Origin of the sequence: Luteimonas mephitis DSM 12574 (assembly GCF_000422305.1) — a bacterium.
Classification (GTDB): domain Bacteria; phylum Pseudomonadota; class Gammaproteobacteria; order Xanthomonadales; family Xanthomonadaceae; genus Luteimonas; species Luteimonas mephitis.
On the sequence record NZ_KE383816.1, the window covers coordinates 632,981 to 651,925 of the forward strand.

Annotated in this window: 19 protein-coding genes; 10 read left to right on the forward strand and 9 right to left on the reverse strand. The window is 70.7% G+C overall.

Annotated features, from left to right (window positions below):
• Nucleotides 1–47 precede the first annotated feature (47 nt).
• The 9 genes from H570_RS0112950 (at nucleotide 48) to H570_RS0112990 (ending at nucleotide 9,903) form a co-directional block, all read left to right on the forward strand.
• Nucleotides 48–1,235 carry a LysM peptidoglycan-binding domain-containing protein gene (locus tag H570_RS0112950; RefSeq protein WP_084500186.1) on the forward strand — a complete coding sequence of 396 codons (1,188 nt, stop codon included), beginning with the start codon at nucleotides 48–50 and terminating at the stop codon, nucleotides 1,233–1,235.
• An 87-nt stretch (nucleotides 1,236–1,322) separates the two neighbouring features.
• A complete protein-coding gene (gene dprA, locus H570_RS17565; RefSeq protein WP_051176380.1) occupies nucleotides 1,323–2,510 on the forward strand; it encodes a DNA-processing protein DprA in 1,188 nt (395 codons plus the stop codon).
• A complete protein-coding gene (locus H570_RS0112960; RefSeq protein ID WP_027081108.1) occupies nucleotides 2,507–2,980 on the forward strand; it encodes a DUF494 family protein in 474 nt (157 codons plus the stop codon). The genes dprA and H570_RS0112960 overlap by 4 nt, the downstream gene beginning before the upstream one ends.
• Nucleotides 2,981–3,076: 96 nt before the next feature.
• Entirely contained in the window at nucleotides 3,077–3,823 is a 747-nt protein-coding gene (locus H570_RS0112965; RefSeq protein ID WP_027081109.1) for a GYF domain-containing protein, read from the forward strand.
• Nucleotides 3,824–3,870: 47 nt separating this feature from the next.
• Nucleotides 3,871–4,788, forward strand: a complete 918-nt coding sequence (locus H570_RS0112970; protein WP_027081110.1) for an RDD family protein — start codon at nucleotides 3,871–3,873, stop codon at nucleotides 4,786–4,788.
• 167 nt (nucleotides 4,789–4,955) lie between these two features.
• Nucleotides 4,956–7,484, forward strand: coding sequence for a DNA topoisomerase I (locus H570_RS0112975; protein ID WP_027081111.1), 2,529 nt, complete (start codon nucleotides 4,956–4,958; stop codon nucleotides 7,482–7,484).
• 55 nt (nucleotides 7,485–7,539) lie between these two features.
• A complete protein-coding gene (gene tsaC / locus H570_RS0112980; RefSeq protein ID WP_027081112.1) occupies nucleotides 7,540–8,100 on the forward strand; it encodes an L-threonylcarbamoyladenylate synthase type 1 TsaC in 561 nt (186 codons plus the stop codon).
• A gap of 364 nt (nucleotides 8,101–8,464) precedes the next feature.
• Nucleotides 8,465–9,268 carry a DUF4124 domain-containing protein gene (locus H570_RS0112985; protein WP_027081113.1) on the forward strand — a complete coding sequence of 268 codons (804 nt, stop codon included), beginning with the start codon at nucleotides 8,465–8,467 and terminating at the stop codon, nucleotides 9,266–9,268.
• A complete protein-coding gene (locus H570_RS0112990) occupies nucleotides 9,268–9,903 on the forward strand; it encodes a hypothetical protein (protein WP_027081114.1) in 636 nt (211 codons plus the stop codon). The genes H570_RS0112985 and H570_RS0112990 overlap by 1 nt, the downstream gene beginning before the upstream one ends.
• Nucleotides 9,904–10,003: 100 nt before the next feature.
• On the opposite strand, the gene alkB is transcribed toward H570_RS0112990, so the two are convergent.
• The 7 genes from alkB to H570_RS0113025 form a co-directional block, all read right to left on the reverse strand.
• A complete protein-coding gene (gene alkB, locus H570_RS0112995) occupies nucleotides 10,004–10,666 on the reverse strand; it encodes a DNA oxidative demethylase AlkB (protein WP_027081115.1) in 663 nt (220 codons plus the stop codon).
• A gap of 16 nt (nucleotides 10,667–10,682) precedes the next feature.
• Complete coding sequence (locus tag H570_RS0113000; RefSeq protein WP_027081116.1) at nucleotides 10,683–11,441, reverse strand: 2OG-Fe(II) oxygenase; 759 nt, start codon at nucleotides 11,439–11,441, stop codon at nucleotides 10,683–10,685.
• Between the two features lie 23 nt (nucleotides 11,442–11,464).
• Nucleotides 11,465–12,544: a bifunctional DNA-binding transcriptional regulator/O6-methylguanine-DNA methyltransferase Ada gene (gene ada / locus H570_RS0113005; RefSeq protein WP_027081117.1), complete on the reverse strand. Its 1,080-nt coding sequence runs from the start codon at nucleotides 12,542–12,544 to the stop codon at nucleotides 11,465–11,467.
• An 82-nt stretch (nucleotides 12,545–12,626) separates the two neighbouring features.
• Complete coding sequence (locus H570_RS0113010) at nucleotides 12,627–13,022, reverse strand: YciI family protein (protein WP_027081118.1); 396 nt, start codon at nucleotides 13,020–13,022, stop codon at nucleotides 12,627–12,629.
• Between the two features lie 259 nt (nucleotides 13,023–13,281).
• Nucleotides 13,282–13,725 (reverse strand): VOC family protein, encoded by a 444-nt coding sequence (locus tag H570_RS0113015; protein ID WP_051176382.1) that lies wholly within the window; start codon nucleotides 13,723–13,725, stop codon nucleotides 13,282–13,284.
• Nucleotides 13,722–14,213 carry a helix-turn-helix transcriptional regulator gene (locus H570_RS0113020; protein WP_027081120.1) on the reverse strand — a complete coding sequence of 164 codons (492 nt, stop codon included), beginning with the start codon at nucleotides 14,211–14,213 and terminating at the stop codon, nucleotides 13,722–13,724. The genes H570_RS0113015 and H570_RS0113020 overlap by 4 nt, the downstream gene beginning before the upstream one ends.
• 16 nt (nucleotides 14,214–14,229) lie before the next feature.
• Entirely contained in the window at nucleotides 14,230–15,006 is a 777-nt protein-coding gene (locus H570_RS0113025) for an SDR family oxidoreductase (RefSeq protein ID WP_027081121.1), read from the reverse strand.
• Between the two features lie 59 nt (nucleotides 15,007–15,065).
• On the opposite strand from H570_RS0113025, the gene H570_RS0113030 reads away from it, so the two are divergent.
• The gene (locus H570_RS0113030) at nucleotides 15,066–15,305 is read left to right on the forward strand and encodes a hypothetical protein (protein ID WP_051176383.1); all 240 of its coding nucleotides are present in this window, start codon (nucleotides 15,066–15,068) and stop codon (nucleotides 15,303–15,305) included.
• 176 nt (nucleotides 15,306–15,481) lie between these two features.
• Here the strand turns inward: H570_RS0113030 and sppA are convergent, their stop codons facing one another.
• Both sppA and H570_RS17570 read right to left on the reverse strand, forming a co-directional pair.
• Nucleotides 15,482–17,386, reverse strand: a complete 1,905-nt coding sequence (gene sppA, locus H570_RS0113035) for a signal peptide peptidase SppA (protein ID WP_027081123.1) — start codon at nucleotides 17,384–17,386, stop codon at nucleotides 15,482–15,484.
• Nucleotides 17,387–17,541: 155 nt separating this feature from the next.
• A complete protein-coding gene (locus H570_RS17570) occupies nucleotides 17,542–18,933 on the reverse strand; it encodes an MATE family efflux transporter (protein ID WP_051176384.1) in 1,392 nt (463 codons plus the stop codon).
• Between the last annotated feature and the right edge of the window lie 12 nt (nucleotides 18,934–18,945).

Genomic DNA, 18,945 nt, shown 5'->3' on the forward strand with positions numbered 1-18,945 from the left:
CCGGCTGGAATGGGGAAATTCCGGAAATTTCCAAGGGGAGCAAGTAGATGGCCGGCATCCTTCAGCGTTGCTTCAAGCAGCGCTTCACTCAGGGGCTCCGCACGGGTCTTGCAACCGCACTGCTGATGGTGGCGGGCTACGCCATGGCGCAGGGCGTCCGTGGCGATCATCCCGACACCTATGTCGTCGTGCGCGGCGACACCCTGTGGGACATCGCAGGCAAGTTCCTGCAGCATCCCTGGCTGTGGCCGGAGATCTGGCAGGCCAACCCGCAGATCCGCAATCCGCACCTGATCTATCCGGGCGACGTGATCAGCCTCGCCTACCTCGACCGGGTCACCCTGCAGCAGGGCCCGCGGACCGATGCGCAGCCGATCAACGCGATCCCGCTGTCGGAGATCGAGCCGTTCCTCAAGGACCTGCGCGTGGTCGACCAGTTCGAGCAGCTGCCCTACGTGGTCGGCCTCGAGGAAGACCGCCTGCGCGGCAGCAAGGACCAGGTGGTGTACGTGCGCGGGCTGTCCGCCGCCACGCCCGGCCAGCGCTACCTGGTGGTGCGCCCGACCGTGCGCTACACCCGCCTCGAGCGCGCCGGCATGTGCTGCGACCTGCTCGAGAAGGACGACCTCGACTATCGCGGCCGTCGCGACGTCGACTTCGGCAAGTACTGGAACCACGTCGTGTTCCCGGACAAGGGCGGCGAGACGCTGGGCTACGAGCTGATGCGCGTGAACATCGGCACCGTGACCCGCGGCGAAGTCGGCGGCATCGAGGCCAGCACCGTGCTGCTCGACGAGGCCGGCCGCGAAGTGCGCATCGGCGACCGCCTGATCGCGGTCGACGCGCAGCCTTACGACCTGCAGTTCTTCCCGCATCCGCCGAAGCAGCAGATGGAATACGGCCGGGCCCGCGTGCTTGCGGTCACCGACAACCTGTCCTACGGCGGTCCGCGCGACGTGGTGGCGCTGTCGGTCGGCCGCCAGGACGGCGTCGACAACGGCACCGTGTTCTCGGTCTGGCGCGAAGGCAGCAACGTCGTCGATCGCGTCGAGCACAGCGCCGACTATCCGGCCGGCGCGGTCAGCTTCAACGACAAGGTGCGCCTGCCCGACGAGTACAGCGGCCACGTGATCGTGTTCCGCACTTACGACAAGGTCAGCTACGGCCTGATCATGGACGGCGTCAAGCCGACCGCGATCGGCTACCACCTCAAGCATCCGGACGCGCCGTACTGAGGTTCGGGCTGGAAATCAGGGTTTCCTGACCCAGCAACGCGACGGCGCCCGAGGGCGCCGTCGTCGTTTCCGCATTACGCTGGCGCAATGACCGAAACCAGACACGACGCGCTGCTGCGCCTGATCGAGGCCGGCGGCAGTTCCGCTGCGCGCCGCACCCTGCTCGACGCCCACCGCGACCCGGTCGCGGTCTTGGCCGCGGGACCGCGGGCATGGCGCGAAGCCGGCTGCGACGAGGTGCAGGTCCGGGCGATCGCCGACACCGCCAGGCCTTCGGCGAATCGCGACCTCGCCCACGCGTGGCTGGCCGAACCCGGCCACCACCTGCTCGGCTGGCACGACCCCGACTATCCCGCGCTGCTGCGCCGCGCCGCCAATCCGCCGCTGGCGCTGTTCGTGGCCGGCGACCCGGGGCTGCTCTGGCATCCGGCCGTCGCCGTCGTCGGCAGCCGCTCGCCCACCGCCGGCGGGCGCGACAACGCCCGCGACTTCGCCCGCGCCATCGCCGCGACCGGCCTGGGCGTCACCAGCGGCCTGGCCGCCGGCATCGACACCGCCGCGCACGAGGCCGCGCTCGCCGTTGGCGGCATCACCGTGGCGGTGCTGGGCAGCGGCATCGACGTGCCCTACCCGCGCGCCAACGCCGGCCTACATGCGCGCATCGCCGAGCGTGGCGCGGTGGTCAGCGAATACCCGCCCGGCACCCCGTCCCAGCGCGGCTTCTTCCCCGCCCGCAACCGGATCATCGCCGGGCTGGCACTGGGCGTCCTGGTGGTCGAGGCGGCCGAGCGCTCCGGCGCGCTGATCACCGCGCGCCTGGCCAGCGACGCCGGGCGCGACGTGTTCGCCGTGCCCGGTTCGATCCACAACCCGATGGCGCGCGGCTGCCACCGCCTGATCCGCGACGGCGCCGGACTGGTCGAGGCCGCCAGCGAAGTGACGGCCGCCGTCGCGCCGCTGGCGGCCGAACTCGGCGACGCCTTGCGCCAGCGCCTGGCCGCCCCCAGCTCAGGGCCCGGGACGCCTTCCGCCGGTGCCACACGCGCCGATGTGATGGACGATCCCGACTACAACCGCTTGTGGCAGGCCCTCGGGCATGACCCAACCGGTATGGATCGGCTGGTCGAACGCACCGGATTGACGACCGCCGAACTGTCATCCATGCTGCTTGTCATGGAACTGGAGGGACGCGTCGCCGTGGCTCACGGCCGCTACGCCCGAAGGCGCCATGACACCGCGAACACCGCGCCTCCAGGCGCAGGCCGGGGGAAATGAAAGAGAGCATCCTGGACGTCCTGCTCTATCTGTTCGAGCACTACTTCACCGAAGACGCGGACCTCGTCCGCGACCGCGACTCCCTCCAGGCAGGCCTGCTCCAGGCCGGATTCAGCCCCGCCGAGATCAGCAAGGCCTTCGACTGGCTCGATGCCCTGGCCGAACAGCGCCCGAGCGCGGCGATCCCGCGCACCGACGGCCCGACCCGCGTGTACTTCGGCCCGGAGCTCGACAAGCTCGACGTCGAATGCCGCGGCTTCCTGCTGTTCCTCGAGCAGCACGGCATCCTCGACGCCGACCAGCGCGAGCTGGTGCTCGACCGCGCGATGGCGTTGGACCAGGACGAGCTCGACCTCGACGACCTGAAGTGGGTCGTGCTGATGGTGCTGTTCAACCAGCCCGGCTCCGAGGCCGCGTATGCGTGGATGGAAACGCAGATGTTCGTCGACGAGCCGGAACCGGTGCACTAGCAACCACTTGATTTCGACGGCCGCGCCGGGGAGGCGCGGACCGTTCCAGGGATGGCATCCGGCCACGCCGGGCGCGACGGGGACACAGGGGATCAGATGACCGATTGGTACTACCACGACCCGGCCCAGGGCCGCGTCGGCCCGCTGTCGGCGGAGCAACTGCGGGCGCGCTACGTCGACCGCCGCATCCAGCGCGACACCCTCGCCTGGCACGCCGGTGCGCGCGAATGGCAGCCGCTGGACCGCTTCTCCGAGGAACTGCAGCTCGACACGGTCATCCCGGACGCGTCGTTGCCGCCGCCGCTGCCGCCCGCGGCATCGCCGGTCCAGCCAGCGCCGGCCACGGCGCGCACGCCGATGGGACGGCCGTTGCAGCGCGGCGCGATGCCAACGCCGAAGCGGGGCCTGTCGGGCTGCGCGATCGTGGCGATCGTGGGCGCGGTGCTGGCAGTGCCGGTGCTGGCGATCCTGGCCGCCATCGCGATCCCCGCCTACCAGGACTACACGATCCGCGCGCAGGCCACCGCCGGCCTCATCGGCGCTGCCCCGGCGATGCAGCGCGCGGTCGAGGAGTTTCGCGACGCCCACGACCGCTGCCCCGGCAACGACGACTTCGCGCCGCTGCTGCGGCAGTTCTCGGCGATCGAGAAGACCACCACGCTGCGCTTCGGCGCGCTGGCCAGCGGCAACTGCGCATTCGAGTTCACCCTGCACGGCAACAGCGCCATCGAGGGCAAGACCTGGGTGTTCGAAGCCCACGACGACGGCGACCTGGGCGGCTGGGACTGCACGGGCGGCGACCTGCCCGCCCGCTATCGCCCGCAGCACTGCCGCGCCGGCTGACCGGCGCGCGCCCGATCTCCCGACGACCCAAGCACGGAACCCCGGCCATGGCCCAGTGGTACTACAGCGATTACGAGCGCAACCGCCACGGCCCGGTGAGCGCCGCCGACCTGGCGATGCTGCACGCCAACGGCCAGCTGGCAGGCGACACCCTGGTCTGGCGCGAAGGCCTGGCCCAGTGGCAGCCGTGGCACAGCATGATCGACGAAGTGGTCGCCGCCACCCCGGCGGCGCCCGCACCGGCCCGGGCGAGCTTTGCGACGGCCGCGGCCGACGCACCCGAGGACGCCTTCTCCAGCCCCTACACGATGGCCGAACCACGCTCGCCCTACGCCCCGCCGCGGGCGCCGGTGCAGCGCGTGGAAGACGTGTACCTGGACGGCCAGGTGGTCTATGCGGGGTTCTGGAAACGGGTCGCGGCCTACCTGATCGACAGCGTGATCATCGGCGTGATCGCGATGGTGGTCGGCGCCGCGATCGGTGGCCTGATGGGCGCGGCCTTTGGCCTGGGCGGCGGCCTCGACAACGGCGGCGCGCTCGCCATCCAGGGCGTCGTGCAGCTGGTCTCGCTGGTGCTGACCGCCTGCTATTACGGCTGGTTCTACGCCTCCGTGCAGCAGGCCACCCCGGGCAAGATGGCGATCGGCATCAAGGTGGTCCGCGGCGACGGCGAGGGCTGCGGTTTCTGGCGCGGTTTCGCGCGCTATTTCGCCATGATCCTGAGCGGCCTGGTCCTCGGCATCGGCTTCCTGATGGCGGCCTTCACCGCCCGCAAGCAGTGCCTGCACGACATGATCTGCGATACCGTGGTGGTCGACAAATGGGCGTTCACCGCCTATCCGGACCAGCAGCGCGAGGAACTGGGCACCCTGGCCGTGGTGGTGCTGGTGCTCGGCGGGTTGCTGTTCGTGGGGCTGATCATGGTGGTGGCGGGCCTGGCCGCAATGGCCGGGGCCGGCCGTTGACCCGCCGGGCAGGCCCGGGCGCTTGACAACGCCTGCCATGGCGTGATTCCACTATAAATAGGTGCAAACCTGAACGCCCGTGGCCAAGGCTGCGGGCGTCGTCTTCTCCAAACCCCTATATTGCCGCGGCCCCACGCCACGCACCGCAAGGACAGGCTCCACCACCCATGGCCAAGAACCTCCTCATCGTCGAATCGCCTGCCAAGGCCAAGACGATCAACAAGTACCTGGGCAAGGACTTCACCGTCCTGGCCTCGTACGGCCATGTGCGCGACCTGGTACCGAAGGAGGGCGCGGTGGATCCGGAGCACGGCTTCCGGATGCGCTACGACCTGATCGAAAAGAACGAGAAGCACGTCGCCGCCATCGCCAAGGCCGCCAAGGCCGCCGACGGCATCTACCTGGCCACCGACCCGGACCGCGAGGGCGAGGCGATCAGCTGGCACATCGCCGAGATCCTGCGCGAACGCGGCCTGCTCAAGGACAAGACGGTGCAGCGGGTGGTGTTCACCGAGATCACCCCGCGCGCGATCCGCGAGGCCATGGCCAATCCGCGCGACATCGCCTCGGACCTCGTCGACGCCCAGCAGGCGCGGCGCGCGCTGGACTACCTGGTCGGCTTCAACCTCTCGCCGGTGCTGTGGCGCAAGGTGCAGCGCGGGCTGTCGGCCGGGCGCGTGCAGTCGCCGGCGCTGCGCATGATCGTCGAGCGCGAGGAGGAGATCGAGGCCTTCGTCGCGCGCGAGTACTGGACCATCGAGGCCGAGTGCGCGCATCCCGCGCAGGCCTTCACCGCCAAGCTCACCCGGCTCGACGGGAAGAAGTTCGAGCAGTTCACCGTCACTGACGGCGACACCGCCGAAGAGGCGCGCCGGCGCATCGTGTCGGCCGCCAGCGGCGCGCTGCACGTCACCGACGTCGCCAGCAAGGAGCGCAAGCGCCGCCCGGCGGCGCCGTTCACCACCTCGACCCTGCAGCAGGAGGCCTCGCGCAAGCTCGGCTTCACCACCCGCCGCACCATGCAGGTCGCGCAGAAGCTGTACGAGGGCGTGGCGATCGGCGAGGAAGGCACGGTCGGCCTGATCAGTTACATGCGTACCGACTCGGTGAACCTGTCGGCCGAAGCGCTTGGCGAGATCCGCGACGTGATCGCGCGCGACTACGGCACCGGCGCGCTGCCCGACAAGCCGAACTTCTACACCACCAAGAGCAAGAACGCGCAGGAAGCGCACGAGGCGGTGCGCCCGACCTCCGCCCTGCGCACGCCGGCGCAGGTGGCGCGCTTCCTGTCCGACGACGAGCGCCGCCTGTACGAGCTGATCTGGAAGCGCGCCGTCGCTTCGCAGATGGTGCCGGCCACGCTCAACACCGTGTCCGTCGACCTCGCCGCCGGCAGCGAGCACAGCTTCCGCGCCAGCGGCACCACCGTGGTCGACCCGGGCTTCCTCGCCGTCTACGAGGAAGGCAAGGACGCCAAGGGCAAGGACGACGAGGACGAAGGCCGCAAGCTGCCGGCGATGAAGACCGGCGACCGCGTGCCGCTCGACCGCATCCACGCCGACCAGCACTTCACCCAGCCGCCGCCGCGCTTCACCGAAGCCTCGCTGGTCAAGACGCTGGAGGAATACGGCATCGGCCGCCCGTCCACCTACGCCTCGATCATCCAGACGCTGCTGTTCCGCAAGTACGTGGAGATGGAAGGCCGCGCGTTCCGCCCGAGCGACGTCGGCCGCGCGGTGTCCAACTTCCTGTCCGGGCACTTCACCCAGTACGTCGACTACGACTTCACCGCGAGACTCGAGGACGAACTCGACGCGGTGTCGCGCGGCGAGGAAGAGTGGGTGCCGCTGATGGAGAAGTTCTGGGGCCCGTTCAAGGAACTGGTGGACGAGAAGACCGAGAGCGTCGACCGCAGCCAGGCCACCGGCGCGCGCGAGCTGGGCATCGATCCGAAATCCGGCAAGCCGGTCAGCGTGCGGCTCGGCCGCTACGGGCCGTACGCGGCGATCGGCAGCACCGCCGAAGACGAGGAGGAAAAGCCGCGCTTCGCCTCGCTGCGCCCCGGCCAGAGCATGCACACGATCTCGCTGGAAGAGGCTATCGACCTGTTCCGGCTGCCGCGCAAGCTGGGCGAGAGCAACGGCGAGGAAGTCAGCGTCGGCATCGGCCGCTTCGGTCCCTTTGCCAAAAGAGGGAGCGTGTACGCGTCGCTGAAGAAGGAGGACGATCCATACACCATCGACCTGGCGCGCGCGGTGTTCCTGATCGAGGAAAAGGAAGAGATCGCCCGCAACCGGATCATCAAGGAGTTCGACGGCAGCGACATCCAGGTGTTGAACGGTCGCTACGGCCCGTACATCAGCGATGGCAAGCTCAACGGCCGCATCCCCAAGGACCGCGAACCGGCATCGCTGACGCTGGCCGAAGTGGTGCAGCTGATGGAGGAAACCGGCAAGCCGATGCGTGGCCGCTTCGGCAAGAAGGCGGCGGCGAAGAAGGCGCCGGCAAAGAAGGCCCCCGCGAAGAAGGCGGCAACGAAGAAGGCACCGGCCAAGAAAGCCGCAACGAAGAAAGCCGCGACGAAGAAGGCGGCAGCGAAGAAGGCACCGGCCAAGAAAGCTGCAACGAAGAAGGCAACGAAGAAAACCGTGGCGAAGAAGGCCTCCGCGATCACGGACGACGACGCTCCGTTCTGACACACCCTGTCGCAGGTCGGGGGCGTAGCCCCGACCTACGGCCTACAATCACGCCATGTCCCAGCTGTCCGCCGCCGAAGCCGCCGCCGCCCTGCGCACGAGCGGCGTCATCGCCTATCCCACCGAAGCGGTGTGGGGCCTGGGCTGCGATCCCTTCGACGAGGCCGCCGTGCTGCGCCTGCTGGCGATCAAGCAGCGTCCGGTCGACAAGGGCCTGATCCTGATCGCCGCATCGACCGCGCAGCTCGACGGCCTGGTCGACTGGGACGCCCTGCCGCGCGAACGCCGCGACGAAGTGCTTGCGTCATGGCCCGGCCCGCACACGTGGATCATGCCGGCCACCGCGCGCGTGCCGCGCTGGATCACCGGCGCCCATGCCGGCGTCGCGATGCGGGTCAGCGCGCATCCTGTCGTGGTTGCGCTGTGCGAAGCCTTCGGCGGCGTGCTGGTCTCCACCAGCGCCAATCCGGCCGGCGCCGCGCCGCCGCGCACGCGCGCGTCGATCGACCCCGCCCTGCTCGCCGCCATCGACGGCTGCGTGTCCGGCGACACCGGCGACCTGGCCCGCCCGACCCCGATCCGCGACGCCCGCAGCGGCGCCGAAATCCGCGCCTGAATCGCTGCCGCGTCGCGACATGTGCCGCCCCGCGGACGGGTCCAGTCTCGACGGCGCCTACGCCCCGGCGACGAAGGCTTGCACCATCACCGGCGGAGACGGCCGACCCGACGGCCAGCGGCGCGCGGATACCCGGCCGTGAAACCCTGCGCGTCGTCGATGCCGACCACCGCGCGACGGAGACGTTCGAATCACGCGACGGCAGGGCAATCCGCGCCATGCGGATCGAATACGCGAACGAGAAGTGGATCGCGCCACCAGCGCATGCCGCGTGGATGAGCGCGGCATGAACCCGCCCGCGCGGGAGCCGGGATCGGCGACGCCTGCCCTTTCCCTGCGCAGGATCTGCGCGCACTATCGGGCGATGGCCACTCGCCTGCCCTGCCTGCTGGTGCTGCTGTCGGCGCCGTTGTTCGCCGCCAGCGCGATCGCGCAGGACGGCGACATCACCATCTATCGCTGCACCGATGCCGGCGGCCACCTGACCGTGCAGGATTCGCCGTGCGCACGCGACCAGTCGCAGCGGGTGCGGAAGATGATCCAGCCCGCCGACCCGCCGCCGCGCGCGGGATCCGCCGCGCCGGCGGTTCTGCAGCCCGCGCCGGAACCGTCGACGCCAGCGGTGGTCGCGCGGCACGCGCCGCGGGTGATGTACGAATGCGTGCGCGACGACGGCAGCCGCTACACCAGCGACGACGACGAGGGCAACCCGCGCTGGATTCCCTACGATGACTGGTCGTACCACGACGCCGCGCCGCTGCTCGCACCGGGCATTGTCCCCAGCCGCGGACAGGCCGCGCCGGCCCGGCCGATATGGCTTGCCAGCGCGAGCGGCCCCCAGAGCGGCGGCGACGGGCAGCCAAGGCCGCGCTTCCGCACCACCGATTCCACGGCTCCTCCACCTCCGCCGCCTCCGCCCGACCACGGGCATGGGCATGGGCATGGCCACGGCCACCACCACGGCCATGGCATCGGCTACGGCGGCGGCCGCTGGGTGCGCGATACCTGCCATGCCTTGCCGCAGGCCGAAACCTGCGCCCGCCTGCGCGACCGGCGCGAAACCATCCGCACGCGCAGGTTCAATGCCCAGGCCAACGAGCGTGCGACACTGGCCGAAGAAGAGCGCGGCATCAACGCGCGCCTGTCGGAAGATTGCGGAGGAACCTGATGCGTCGTGTGGTGTTTTCGGCCGTGCTGCTGGCAGCGGCCACGCTGGCTCCTGCGCAGGAAACACGCCAGGACACCATTTACCGCTGCACCGATGCGCTCGGCGCACTGACCATCCAGAACGGTACGCCGTGCCCGAAGGGCAGCAGGCAGGAAGTGCAGGTGGTCGAATCCCCGATGGTGATCCCGCGCTTCGAGGCGCCGCCGCCGGTCGTCACCGCGGCCCCGGAACCCGAGCCGGTGCCCGCGCCCGCGGAACCCGAGCGCCCGCAGGCGCCGCCGCCGGCCAAACTGGCCGATGCGCAACGCCTGCCGCCGCCACCGCTGTACCAGTGCAGCACTTGGGACAACGACCGGTACCTCAGCGAAGACCCGGAACCCAAGCCGCGCTGCGTGGCGCTGCAGACCACCGGCCTGGCCGGCGATCCGAACCGCGCCGGCGGCCAGGCCTGCGAGATGAAATACGACCTGTGCGCGCGCGTGCCGGACGGCGCGGCGTGCGAGGGCTGGAAACAGCGCCAGCGCGAGATCGAATCGACCTGGCGCTACGCGCCCGGCGCCGACAAGCCGCGGCTGCAGGACGAGTTCGCACGGGTCACGAAGATCCTCAACGACACCACCTGCGGCGCACCCTGACGCGTTGATGTCCGCGCCCGCAGGAGCGCCCCACGGGCGCGCTCGGACTTCAGCGGGAATGCCGATCGCGCCCATGGGGCGCTCCTGCGTGAAACCGGCGTCAACCCGCGCGCCGGAACGTCAGGTTGATCCGCCGCGCACCGAGCAGCGGATGGCTGCCTTCGGCCAGCGGCAGCACGCCGTGGTGGAACAGGCGCGATGCGCCGCCCCAGGCCACCACGTCGCCGTGGCGCAATGACAGCCGCTGCACGCGGTCGCCACGCGCCGCGCCGCCGAACACGAACGTCGCCGGCAGGCCCAGCGACACCGACACGATCGGCGCCGCGAAATCGCGTTCGTCGCGATCCTGGTGCAGCGACAGCCGCGTGCCGGGTTCGTAACGGTTGACCAGGCACGCATCCGGCTTGAAGCCGTCGAATCCCGCCGCACGCGCGGCCTGTGCCGCCAGTCGCGCGAACACCGCCGGCATCGGCGGCCACGGTTGCCCATCGAGCGGGTCACGGGCCGCATAGCGATAGCCGCGACGGTCGCTGACCCAGCCGAGCGCACCGCAGTTGCTCATCGCCACCGACATGCGCAGCCCGCGCCGCGTTTCCATGTGCCGGAACGGCGCCTGCGCGGTGATCGCATCGATCGCCTCCAGCAGCGCCGCCGCGCGATCCAGGGCGAAGCCGCGCAGCAGCCACGCATCTTCGGCGAACTGCGTCGCGCTGCCCGCATCCGCTCCGGCGGCGTCGAACAGGTCGTGCATCGGCGCGTGCATGTCGGTGCCGGCGGCCTCAGGCCGCGTCGTGGAAGATCACGCCGAGCGCGTGCCGTCGCCCGCGCCGCAGCCGGCTGACGCCATGGCGCATGTTCACCCGGTAGTTGCCGCGCGCGCCCGGCAACGGCCGCTGGCGGACGGCGAACACCACCGCGTCGCCCTGCTGCAGCGGCACCACTTCCGTGCGCGACTGCATCCGCGGCCGCTGCTCGGTGAGCACGAACTCGCCGCCTTCGAAATCGCCGCCGTCGCATTCGCGCCCCGGCTGCGACAGCAGCACCGCGACCTGCAGCGGGAACACGTGTTCGCCGTACAGGTCCTGGTGCAGGCAGTTGTAGTCGCCCTCGCCATACCTGAGCAGCAGCGGCGTCGGTCGCGACTGGCCCGCGGCGTGGCAGCGGTCGATGAAATCCGCGTGCGCGCCGGGATACGCCACGTGGACCTTCATCGCCAGGTTCCAGCGGTTGGCCACCGGCACCAGGCACGGGTACAGCGATTCGCGCAGCGCCTGCACGGGCGCAGGCAGCGGGTAGCGGAAGTACCGGTACTCGCCGCGGCCGAACCCGTGCCGCGCCATCACCACGCGGCTGCGGTGCCGCGCCTCGTCGTCGTACAGCGCGGCCAGCGCGTCGCACTGGTCGCGCGACAGCAGGCCCGGCAGGCGCGCGTTGCCATGGGCATCGAGTTGCGTCGCGATGTCGCTCCAGTCGAACCCCTCGACGCGTCCGGCGATGCGTCCGCAGCTGTCCCCGGGCTGCGCGGGATGCGCGGACACCACTTTCCCCGCGGTCCGCGCGTTCACTTGCGCGCCTCGCGTTCGAGCAGCGCGCGCTTGCGTTCCACGCCCCAGCGATAACCCGACAGGCCGCCGTCGTTGCGCACCACGCGGTGGCAGGGGATCGCCACCGCGATCGGGTTCGATGCACAGGCACCGGCCACCGCGCGGGTGGCCTTCGGCGCGCCGATCGCGCGCGCGATCTCGCTGTAACTCGCCGTTGCACCGGCCGGGATCGCGCGCAGTGCCTGCCACACGCGCTGCTGGAACGCGGTGCCGCGCACGTCCAGCGGCAGGTCGAGGCCGATCCGCGGCGCCTCGACGAACCCCACCACCTGCGCGACCAGCCGTTCGAAGCCCGCGTCGCCGCCGATCAGTTCGGCCTCGCCGAACTGGTCCTGCAGCTCGCGCGCAAGCGCATCCGGGTCGTCGCCGATCGTGATCGCGCAGATGCCGCGCCCGCTGGCCGCGACCAGGATCGCGCCCAGCGAGCATTCCCCGATCGCGAAGCGGATCGCGGTGTTGGCCCCGCCAGCGCGAAACTCGCCCGGGCGCATGCCCAGCATCGCGCCGGCCTGCGCGTAGAAGCGGCCGCTGGCGTTGTAGCCGGCGTCGTACACCGCGGCGGTCACCGAATCGCTGCGCGCCAGTTCACTGCGGACGCGACGGGCGCGATGTGCGGACGCATAGGCCTTCGGCGTCACGCCGGTGACCGCCTTGAAGACGCGATGGAAGTGGAACTGACTCAGTCCCGCGAGCGCCGCCAGCGTGGCCAGGCCGGGCGCCTGTTCGGCGCTCTCGATCAGGCGGCAGGCGTCGGCCACCATCGCCGCCTGCCGCGCGTGCAGGCCGGGCTGGTCCGGGCGACAGCGCTTGCAGGGCCGGAAGCCGGCGCGCTCGGCGTCGGCGCAACTGGCGTGGAAGCGCACGTTCTCCGGCCGCGCGCGGCGCGACGCGCAGGACGGGCGGCAGTACACGCCGGTGGACGCCACCGAGTACCAGAAGCGGCCGTCGGCGCGCGAGTCACGGGCCAGCACCGCGGCCCAGCGCGGGTCGCGCTCGGTGTCGCTGGCGAAACCGGTCTTGTCCATGATGGCGTGCATTGTGCGCTCCCGTTCGTGTGCAGGAAGCCAGTCTGGGGATGCCGGCGCGCGGCCGATATCCGGGTCTTGCGGTTGAATTCGATCAGCTGCGCGCCGGCGGCGTCTCGTTGCTCGCCACCCAGGCGCTGGCGCGCTCCGGATCGATCGGCCGGACTTCGAACGACAGCCCGCAGGCCAGCGTCGGATTCTGCGCCATGAGCGCCGCGGCCTCGTCTAGGCTGCGGGCGAGGACGTGCCAGTAGCCGCCGATGAGCTCCTTGCTCTCGCCGAACGGCCCGTCGGTCACCGCTTGCCTCGACACCCGCCGGCCCTCGCGCGCCAGCCGCTGCCCGGCCCGCATCCGGCCTTCGTCCACGAGCCGCCCGTGCCAGGCGTAGAACGCGTCGATCGCAGCCTGGATCTCCTCAGGCGACAGGTGTTCGTCCCACTGGCCTCGCGAGAGTACGAGATATTCGGACGAAGGAAGTGTCTTGTGCATCGCGGTTTCCTGGGGAAGTGGGCGGCCGCCGGGAGATTCCGAGGGCGTGGGAAACACGGGTCCTGCCGCGCCGTGCCCCACGCGCGGCCAGAATACCCTCCCGGCCGCATGGCAAGCGGCGGCCGCCCGCGACGAACGCCGGCGGCTTTACGAACGGCTCTTCCCGCGATGCTCCGCGCGCAACCGCGGCGCGGCGAACTTCCGCGAAGTGCGACGACACTGCAGGCCACCGCACCGCGCCGGGACTGGCACCCGCAGCTCAGGCGGACGCTTTCCGCGCCTCGATCATTTTCCACCCGTTGCCAGAGGGATCGCGGAAATTCGCATCCACGCTGCCGTAGCGTTCGGTCGGCTCCTGGGTGAATTCCACCCCCCGCGCGCGCAGGCGCTCATACGCGGCCCGGCAGTCGTCGACGACCAGGACCAGCGGCGGCATCGCGCCCTTGGCGACGGCTTCGCGCAGGGTTTTGGCGGTGTACTCGTCCACGGTCGGCGGCTGCGGGGCAAACAGGCCGAGCTGGAACGCGGGCTGGTCCGGGTGCTGCACGGTCAGCCAGCGGTAGTCGCCGTTGCGGGCGTCCGTATGGACGCGGAAGCCGAGCTTGCCGACGTAGAAGTCGTGGGCTTCATCCTGGTCGTGCACGTACAGGCCGATGACCAGGCCGGTGACCGCGATGTCGTTTGCCAGTGCGCTGTGGTTCATGGGCTTTCCTTCTTGTTGGGGGCGACCACCGTATCGCCCGCCTCCCGCCGCCGCTTCTCCGAAACTGCGATGGTGAGGCCGGGCCGTTGCGCGGCACTGACGAAGCAGCCGGGGACCTGGTCGAGTGCATGCGCGGCGGATTGCGCGCGCGCGCGCAGTTCGCGCGGGCTCTCGCCGGTGACGTCGCGAAAGGTGCGGCCGAACGTGCCCAGGCTGTTCCATCCGGTCTGCAGGGCGATGTCGAGGATCGGCTGGTCGGTGTCGCGCAGCAGCGCGCTGGCGCGTTCGATCCGGCGCGTGAGCAGGTAGCGGTGCGGCGGCATGCCGAAGGCATCCTTGAACGCGCGCGCGAAGTGGGCCGGGGACACGTGGCTCACGCGCGCCAGCCGCTGCACAGGCCAGGCCTCGTGCGAAGCGGCGTCCATCCGGTCTTTCGCGCGCAGCAGGCGGCGCAGCAGTTCGGGTGCGTGGCGGGTCCGATCGCTCATGCCATGTGCGGGGCGCTCAGAATCCGTAACGCAGGAACCCGCCGTCCACCGCGATGCATTCACCGGTGATGTAGGCGGCCGCGGGCAGGCACAGGAACGCCACCGCCGCGGCGACTTCCTCGGGTTCGCCGACGCGGCCCATCGGCGTGCGCAGCAGGACTTCGTCGAGATAGTCCGGGTCGGAGAGTTTTTCCGAGGTGCGGCGGGTGCGGATGTACCACGGCGCGACGGCGTTGACGCGCACGCCGTCCTCGGCCCATTCGACCGCGAGGTTGCGGGTCATCTGGTGCATCGCCGCCTTGGTCATGCCGTAGGGCGCGCCGCTGCGCACGTGGGTCTCGCCGGAGACGCTGCCGACATTCACCACGCTCGACACGGCATGCCTGGTCAGCAGCGGATAGGCGTAACGGGTCAGTTCGAAGGCGCTGAACAGGTTGATCTCGAAGATCTCGCGCCACTCGTCCTCGGTGTAGTCCACCGCGCCCTTGCTGAGGTTGCCGCCGGCGTTGTTGACCAGGATGTTGAGGCCGTTGCCCTGGTCCTCGACCCAGTCGAGCAGCTCGCGGCGCTGCTCGTCGTCGGCGACGTCGGCGATCAGCGCGCGCACGTCGCCGTCGGGGAATTCGTCGGCCAGTTCGTCGCGCGCGGTTTCGAGCAGGTCGCCGTTGCGCGCGGTCATCAGCACGCTGGCGCCGAAGCCGAGCAGCTCGCGCGCGATCGCGCGGCCGATGCCGGCGCTGCCGCCGGTTACCAGCGCCAGTTGCCCGTCGAGTCGCCAGCGATGCGGATCCATGTACGCGTTCCGGGATGGGGTGGGGGTAGCATAGCGCCGGGCCCCTCGAGGAAGCCGCCATGTCGATTCCATCCGCACCCGGCACGACGCTCGCGTGCGCGCTGCTGCTGGCGCTGTCGTGCGCGGCGTGCACGCGGCCGCCGCCACCGCCGCCGGAAAAGCGGCCCGAACCGCAGGCGGACACGCGGCTGCGCAACGCGATCCAGGCGCCGATCGAGAAAGCGAAGGCGGTCGAGGGCGCGGTGCAGGACGCGGCGGACACGCAGAAGGCGGCGATCGACGCGGCCGCCGGCGGCTGAGGCGCGGAGTCGGGGCGTTGTTCGCCATCCAGATCACGTAGGTCGGGGCAACGCCCCCGGCACCCCGCGACCCATCAAGCGTGAAGGATCGATGCGCGGCGGCGGCGGGGAAACCCATGCCCACCCAACCCTCCCCTTGGAGGGGAGGGCTTCAAGCCGTGAGCGCAGGCGTGACCTCAGAACCCGCAGAGGCAATACGCCAGCGCCTTGACCGGCTGCCCGGGACGGGCGATCGCCGCGTCGAGGAACTGCAGGTCGCGCCGCGCCTGCGGCACCGCGTTGGCGAGCACCGCCACGCCGGCCATCTCGCGCGCGAACTCCGAATGCCGCAGCCATGCGCCGCCGATGCGACTGCCGGCGAAGCCGCTGAACAAGCGCTGGAAGGGTGTGGCCATCTTTTCGATGTAGCGCACGCGGTAATCGCCTTCCTTGCCGAGCTTGGCGCGCGCGGCGGCATCGTCGATCGCGTCGCGCAGGCCGCCGAAGGCATCGACCAGGCCGCGCTCCTTCGCCTGCGCCCCGCTCCACACGCGGCCGCGCGCCACCTCGTCGACCTGTTCCACCGTGCGCTTGCGCGCCTGTGCGACGCGGCCGGTGAAATCGCGATAACCCTTGTCGATCACCGACTGCACCACCCGCCCGACTTCCGGATCCAGCGGCCGGGTGATGTCGAACGCCCCGGCGAACCTGGTGGTGCCGACGCCATCGGTATGCACGCCGATCTTCTCCAGCGTGCGCGGGATGGTCGGGATCATGCCGAAGATGCCGATCGAGCCGGTGATCGTCGACGGGTCGGCGTAGATGCGGTCGGCGTTCATGCTGATCCAGTAGCCGCCGGACGCGGCCAGGTCGCCCATCGACACCACCACGGGCTTGCCGGCCTTCTGCAGCGCCACCACTTCGCGGCGGATCTGCTCCGAGGCGTAGACCTCGCCGCCGGGCGAGTCGACGCGCAGGACCACCGCCTTGACGTCATCGTCGTCGCGCGCGCCGCGCAGCAGCGCGGCGGTGGACTCGCCACCGATGCTGCCCGCGGGCTGCTCGCCGCCGGCAATCGCGCCCTCGGCGACCACCACCGCCACCTGCGGGCGTTCGTCCACCGGCGACAGGGTGCGGTCCAGGTGCTGCAGGTAGCCATCGAGCGAGACCTGGCGGAAGCCACCGTCGGCATCGGCGTCGGCGACGCCGCGCTCGACCAGCAGATCTTCCACTTCCTCGCGCGTCTTTAGGCCGTCGACCAGCTTCTGCTGCAGCGCGTACTTCGCCAGGTCGCCACCGACGCCCTCGATCCGGGCCGGCAGGCTGTCGATGTCGGCCGCCAGCTGCGCGGGCGTGAGCTTGCGCGCCTTGGCGATGTCGCCCAGGTAGCGCTGCCAGACGTCGTTCATCCAGTACAGGTCGGCTTCCTTGGCCTCCGGCGACGCGGCGTCGAGGATGTACGGCTCGACCGCCGACTTGTATTCGCCCACCTTGAACACGTGCACGTCGACGCCGAGCTTGTCCTGCAGGCCCTCGCGATAAAACTGGTGGTAGCGGCCGAGGCCTTCGAGCAGCAGCCCGCCCATCGGGTCGAGGTACACCTCGTCGGCCTGCGCGGCCAGCAGGTACTGCATCTGGTCGAGGTTCTCGCCGAACGCGACCACCTGCTTGCCCGACGCGCGCAACTTCGCCAGCGCCGCGGCGACCTCGCGGATCGAGGCGTAGCCGGAGAACGCCAGGCGGTCCACCCGCAGCAGCACGCGCTCGATGTGCTTGTCGGTGCGCGCCGCGTCGATCGCGCGCAGCAGGTCGCGCAGCTGCACCTCGCGCGCGCCGTTGCCGCTGATCGCGTTGAACGCGCGCATGCCCGGATCGATGCTGTACTGCTCGACCAGCGCGCCTTCCGGCGCGATCACCAGGGTGGTCTTGTCCTGCAGCGGCGCGATACGCCCGGCCGCCGCCATCGCGAACAGCAGCACCAGCAGCAGGCCGAAGAAGAGGATGTTGAACGCCAGCCGCCGGACGAAGTTCATCGCGTCCCAGACGAAGACGAAGAACGCGGCGACGGGGCCGTGGCGGTTGCCCTGGGGGGGCTGGTTCATGCTCAAGACTCCAGGTGGTTCCGAAGGCCGATGTTCCCGCAGGAGCGCCCCATGGGCGCGATGGCTTTCCCGGTCATGCCATCGCGCCCATGGGGCGCTCCTACCGGGTGGAATGCCGGCCGATGCGGCAGGATAGCCTGCCGGCGATCACGGTTTCATGCGCCATCGGTCACCGTGACCACGTGCGTATCGCGCGACGACCGCAGGAACCGCGTGCCCAGCAGGATCGAGGCAACGACAAGCCCGGCGATCAGGCCGATCCACATCCCGCGCGGCCCCCAGCCCAGGCCCAGTCCGAGCCCGGCGCCCAGCGGCATGCCGACGCCCCAGTAGGCGCAGGCCGCCAGCAGCATCGGCACCCGCGTGTCCTTGAGCCCGCGCAGCGCGCCGGCCGACAGCACCTGGATGCCGTCGGGAAACTGGAACGCCGCGGCGTACAGCAGCAGCGACGACGCCAGCGCCGCCACCACCGCGTCGCGGGTGTACAGCGCGACGATGTGGTCGTGGCCGAGCAGCAGGATCGTGCCGCCGGTGAGCTGGGTGGCCAGGACCAGCACGCCGCCGGCGAACGCCGCCTGGCGCACGCCGTGGCTGCCGCGGCCCTGCCCCACCGCATGCCCGACCCGCACCGTGGTCGCCTCGGCCAGGCCGAACGGGACCATGAAGCACAGGCTGGCGACGTTGATCGCGATCTGGTGCGCGGCCGCGGGCACGTCGCCCAGTCGGCCGATCAGCAGCGCGGTGACGATGAACAACCCGCCTTCCATCAGCACCGTCACCCCGATCGGCAGGCCGGTGGCGAGCAGGCCGCGGATCGGCGCCCAGCGCGGCCGGTTGGACAGGGTGAAGAAGCGCACGAACAACCCCAGCGACGCGAAACGCTTCGACCGCGCGAGATACGCGGCGAACGCCAGCATCTGTGCCCACAGCATGATCGCCGAGGCGATGCCGAGGCCGCCGGCGCCCATCTCGGGAAACCCGAACTCGCCGAACGTCAGTACCCAGCCCAGCGGCAGCAGCACCAGCAGCCCGCCGAAGCCGAGCACCATCGTCGGCAGCGTCCAGTGCATGCCGTCGCTGAGGTAGCGCATGCAGTAGTACAGGGTCAGCGCCGGCACGCCCCAGCGGATGCCGCGCAGGAAGTCGGCGGCGCCGGGGCGGATCTCGGGCGCGATGCCCATCGGCTCCAGCGCGAACACCGCCAGGCTCATGAACGCGAACAGCAGCAGGCCCAGCCCGGCGCCCAGCCACAGCGACTGCCGGAACAGCGGCCCGATCTCGCCATGTCGCCCGGCGCCGGCGAGCTGCGACACCGATGGCGGCAGCGCCATCAGCGTGCCCATCGGGATCATCATCGGCAGCCAGAACAGCGCCGTGCCGACCGACACCGCGGCCAGCGTGGTGGTGCCGTGGTGGCCGGCGAGCACGGCGTCGACGAACCCGATCAGGCCGGTGGAGACGTGGCCGACGACCAGCGGCGCGGCGAGCACCGCGGTGGTGCGCACCTCGCCACGGAAGCGCGCGGGACTGTCGATGAGCAGGGACATGGGGGAAACGTG

Coding starts and splice junctions, on each gene's coding strand:
- H570_RS0112950 (WP_084500186.1), top strand. CDS start 48: ATGGCCGGCATCCTTCAGCGTTGCTTCAAGCAGCGCTTCACTCAGGGG.
- dprA (WP_051176380.1), top strand. CDS start 1,323: ATGACCGAAACCAGACACGACGCGCTGCTGCGCCTGATCGAGGCCGGC.
- H570_RS0112960 (WP_027081108.1), top strand. CDS start 2,507: ATGAAAGAGAGCATCCTGGACGTCCTGCTCTATCTGTTCGAGCACTAC.
- H570_RS0112965 (WP_027081109.1), top strand. CDS start 3,077: ATGACCGATTGGTACTACCACGACCCGGCCCAGGGCCGCGTCGGCCCG.
- H570_RS0112970 (WP_027081110.1), top strand. CDS start 3,871: ATGGCCCAGTGGTACTACAGCGATTACGAGCGCAACCGCCACGGCCCG.
- H570_RS0112975 (WP_027081111.1), top strand. CDS start 4,956: ATGGCCAAGAACCTCCTCATCGTCGAATCGCCTGCCAAGGCCAAGACG.
- tsaC (WP_027081112.1), top strand. CDS start 7,540: ATGTCCCAGCTGTCCGCCGCCGAAGCCGCCGCCGCCCTGCGCACGAGC.
- H570_RS0112985 (WP_027081113.1), top strand. CDS start 8,465: ATGGCCACTCGCCTGCCCTGCCTGCTGGTGCTGCTGTCGGCGCCGTTG.
- H570_RS0112990 (WP_027081114.1), top strand. CDS start 9,268: ATGCGTCGTGTGGTGTTTTCGGCCGTGCTGCTGGCAGCGGCCACGCTG.
- alkB (WP_027081115.1), bottom strand. CDS start 10,666: ATGCACGCGCCGATGCACGACCTGTTCGACGCCGCCGGAGCGGATGCG.
- ada (WP_027081117.1), bottom strand. CDS start 12,544: ATGCACGCCATCATGGACAAGACCGGTTTCGCCAGCGACACCGAGCGC.
- H570_RS0113010 (WP_027081118.1), bottom strand. CDS start 13,022: ATGCACAAGACACTTCCTTCGTCCGAATATCTCGTACTCTCGCGAGGC.
- H570_RS0113015 (WP_051176382.1), bottom strand. CDS start 13,725: ATGAACCACAGCGCACTGGCAAACGACATCGCGGTCACCGGCCTGGTC.
- H570_RS0113020 (WP_027081120.1), bottom strand. CDS start 14,213: ATGAGCGATCGGACCCGCCACGCACCCGAACTGCTGCGCCGCCTGCTG.
- H570_RS0113025 (WP_027081121.1), bottom strand. CDS start 15,006: ATGGATCCGCATCGCTGGCGACTCGACGGGCAACTGGCGCTGGTAACC.
- H570_RS0113030 (WP_051176383.1), top strand. CDS start 15,066: ATGTCGATTCCATCCGCACCCGGCACGACGCTCGCGTGCGCGCTGCTG.
- sppA (WP_027081123.1), bottom strand. CDS start 17,386: ATGAACCAGCCCCCCCAGGGCAACCGCCACGGCCCCGTCGCCGCGTTC.
- H570_RS17570 (WP_051176384.1), bottom strand. CDS start 18,933: ATGTCCCTGCTCATCGACAGTCCCGCGCGCTTCCGTGGCGAGGTGCGC.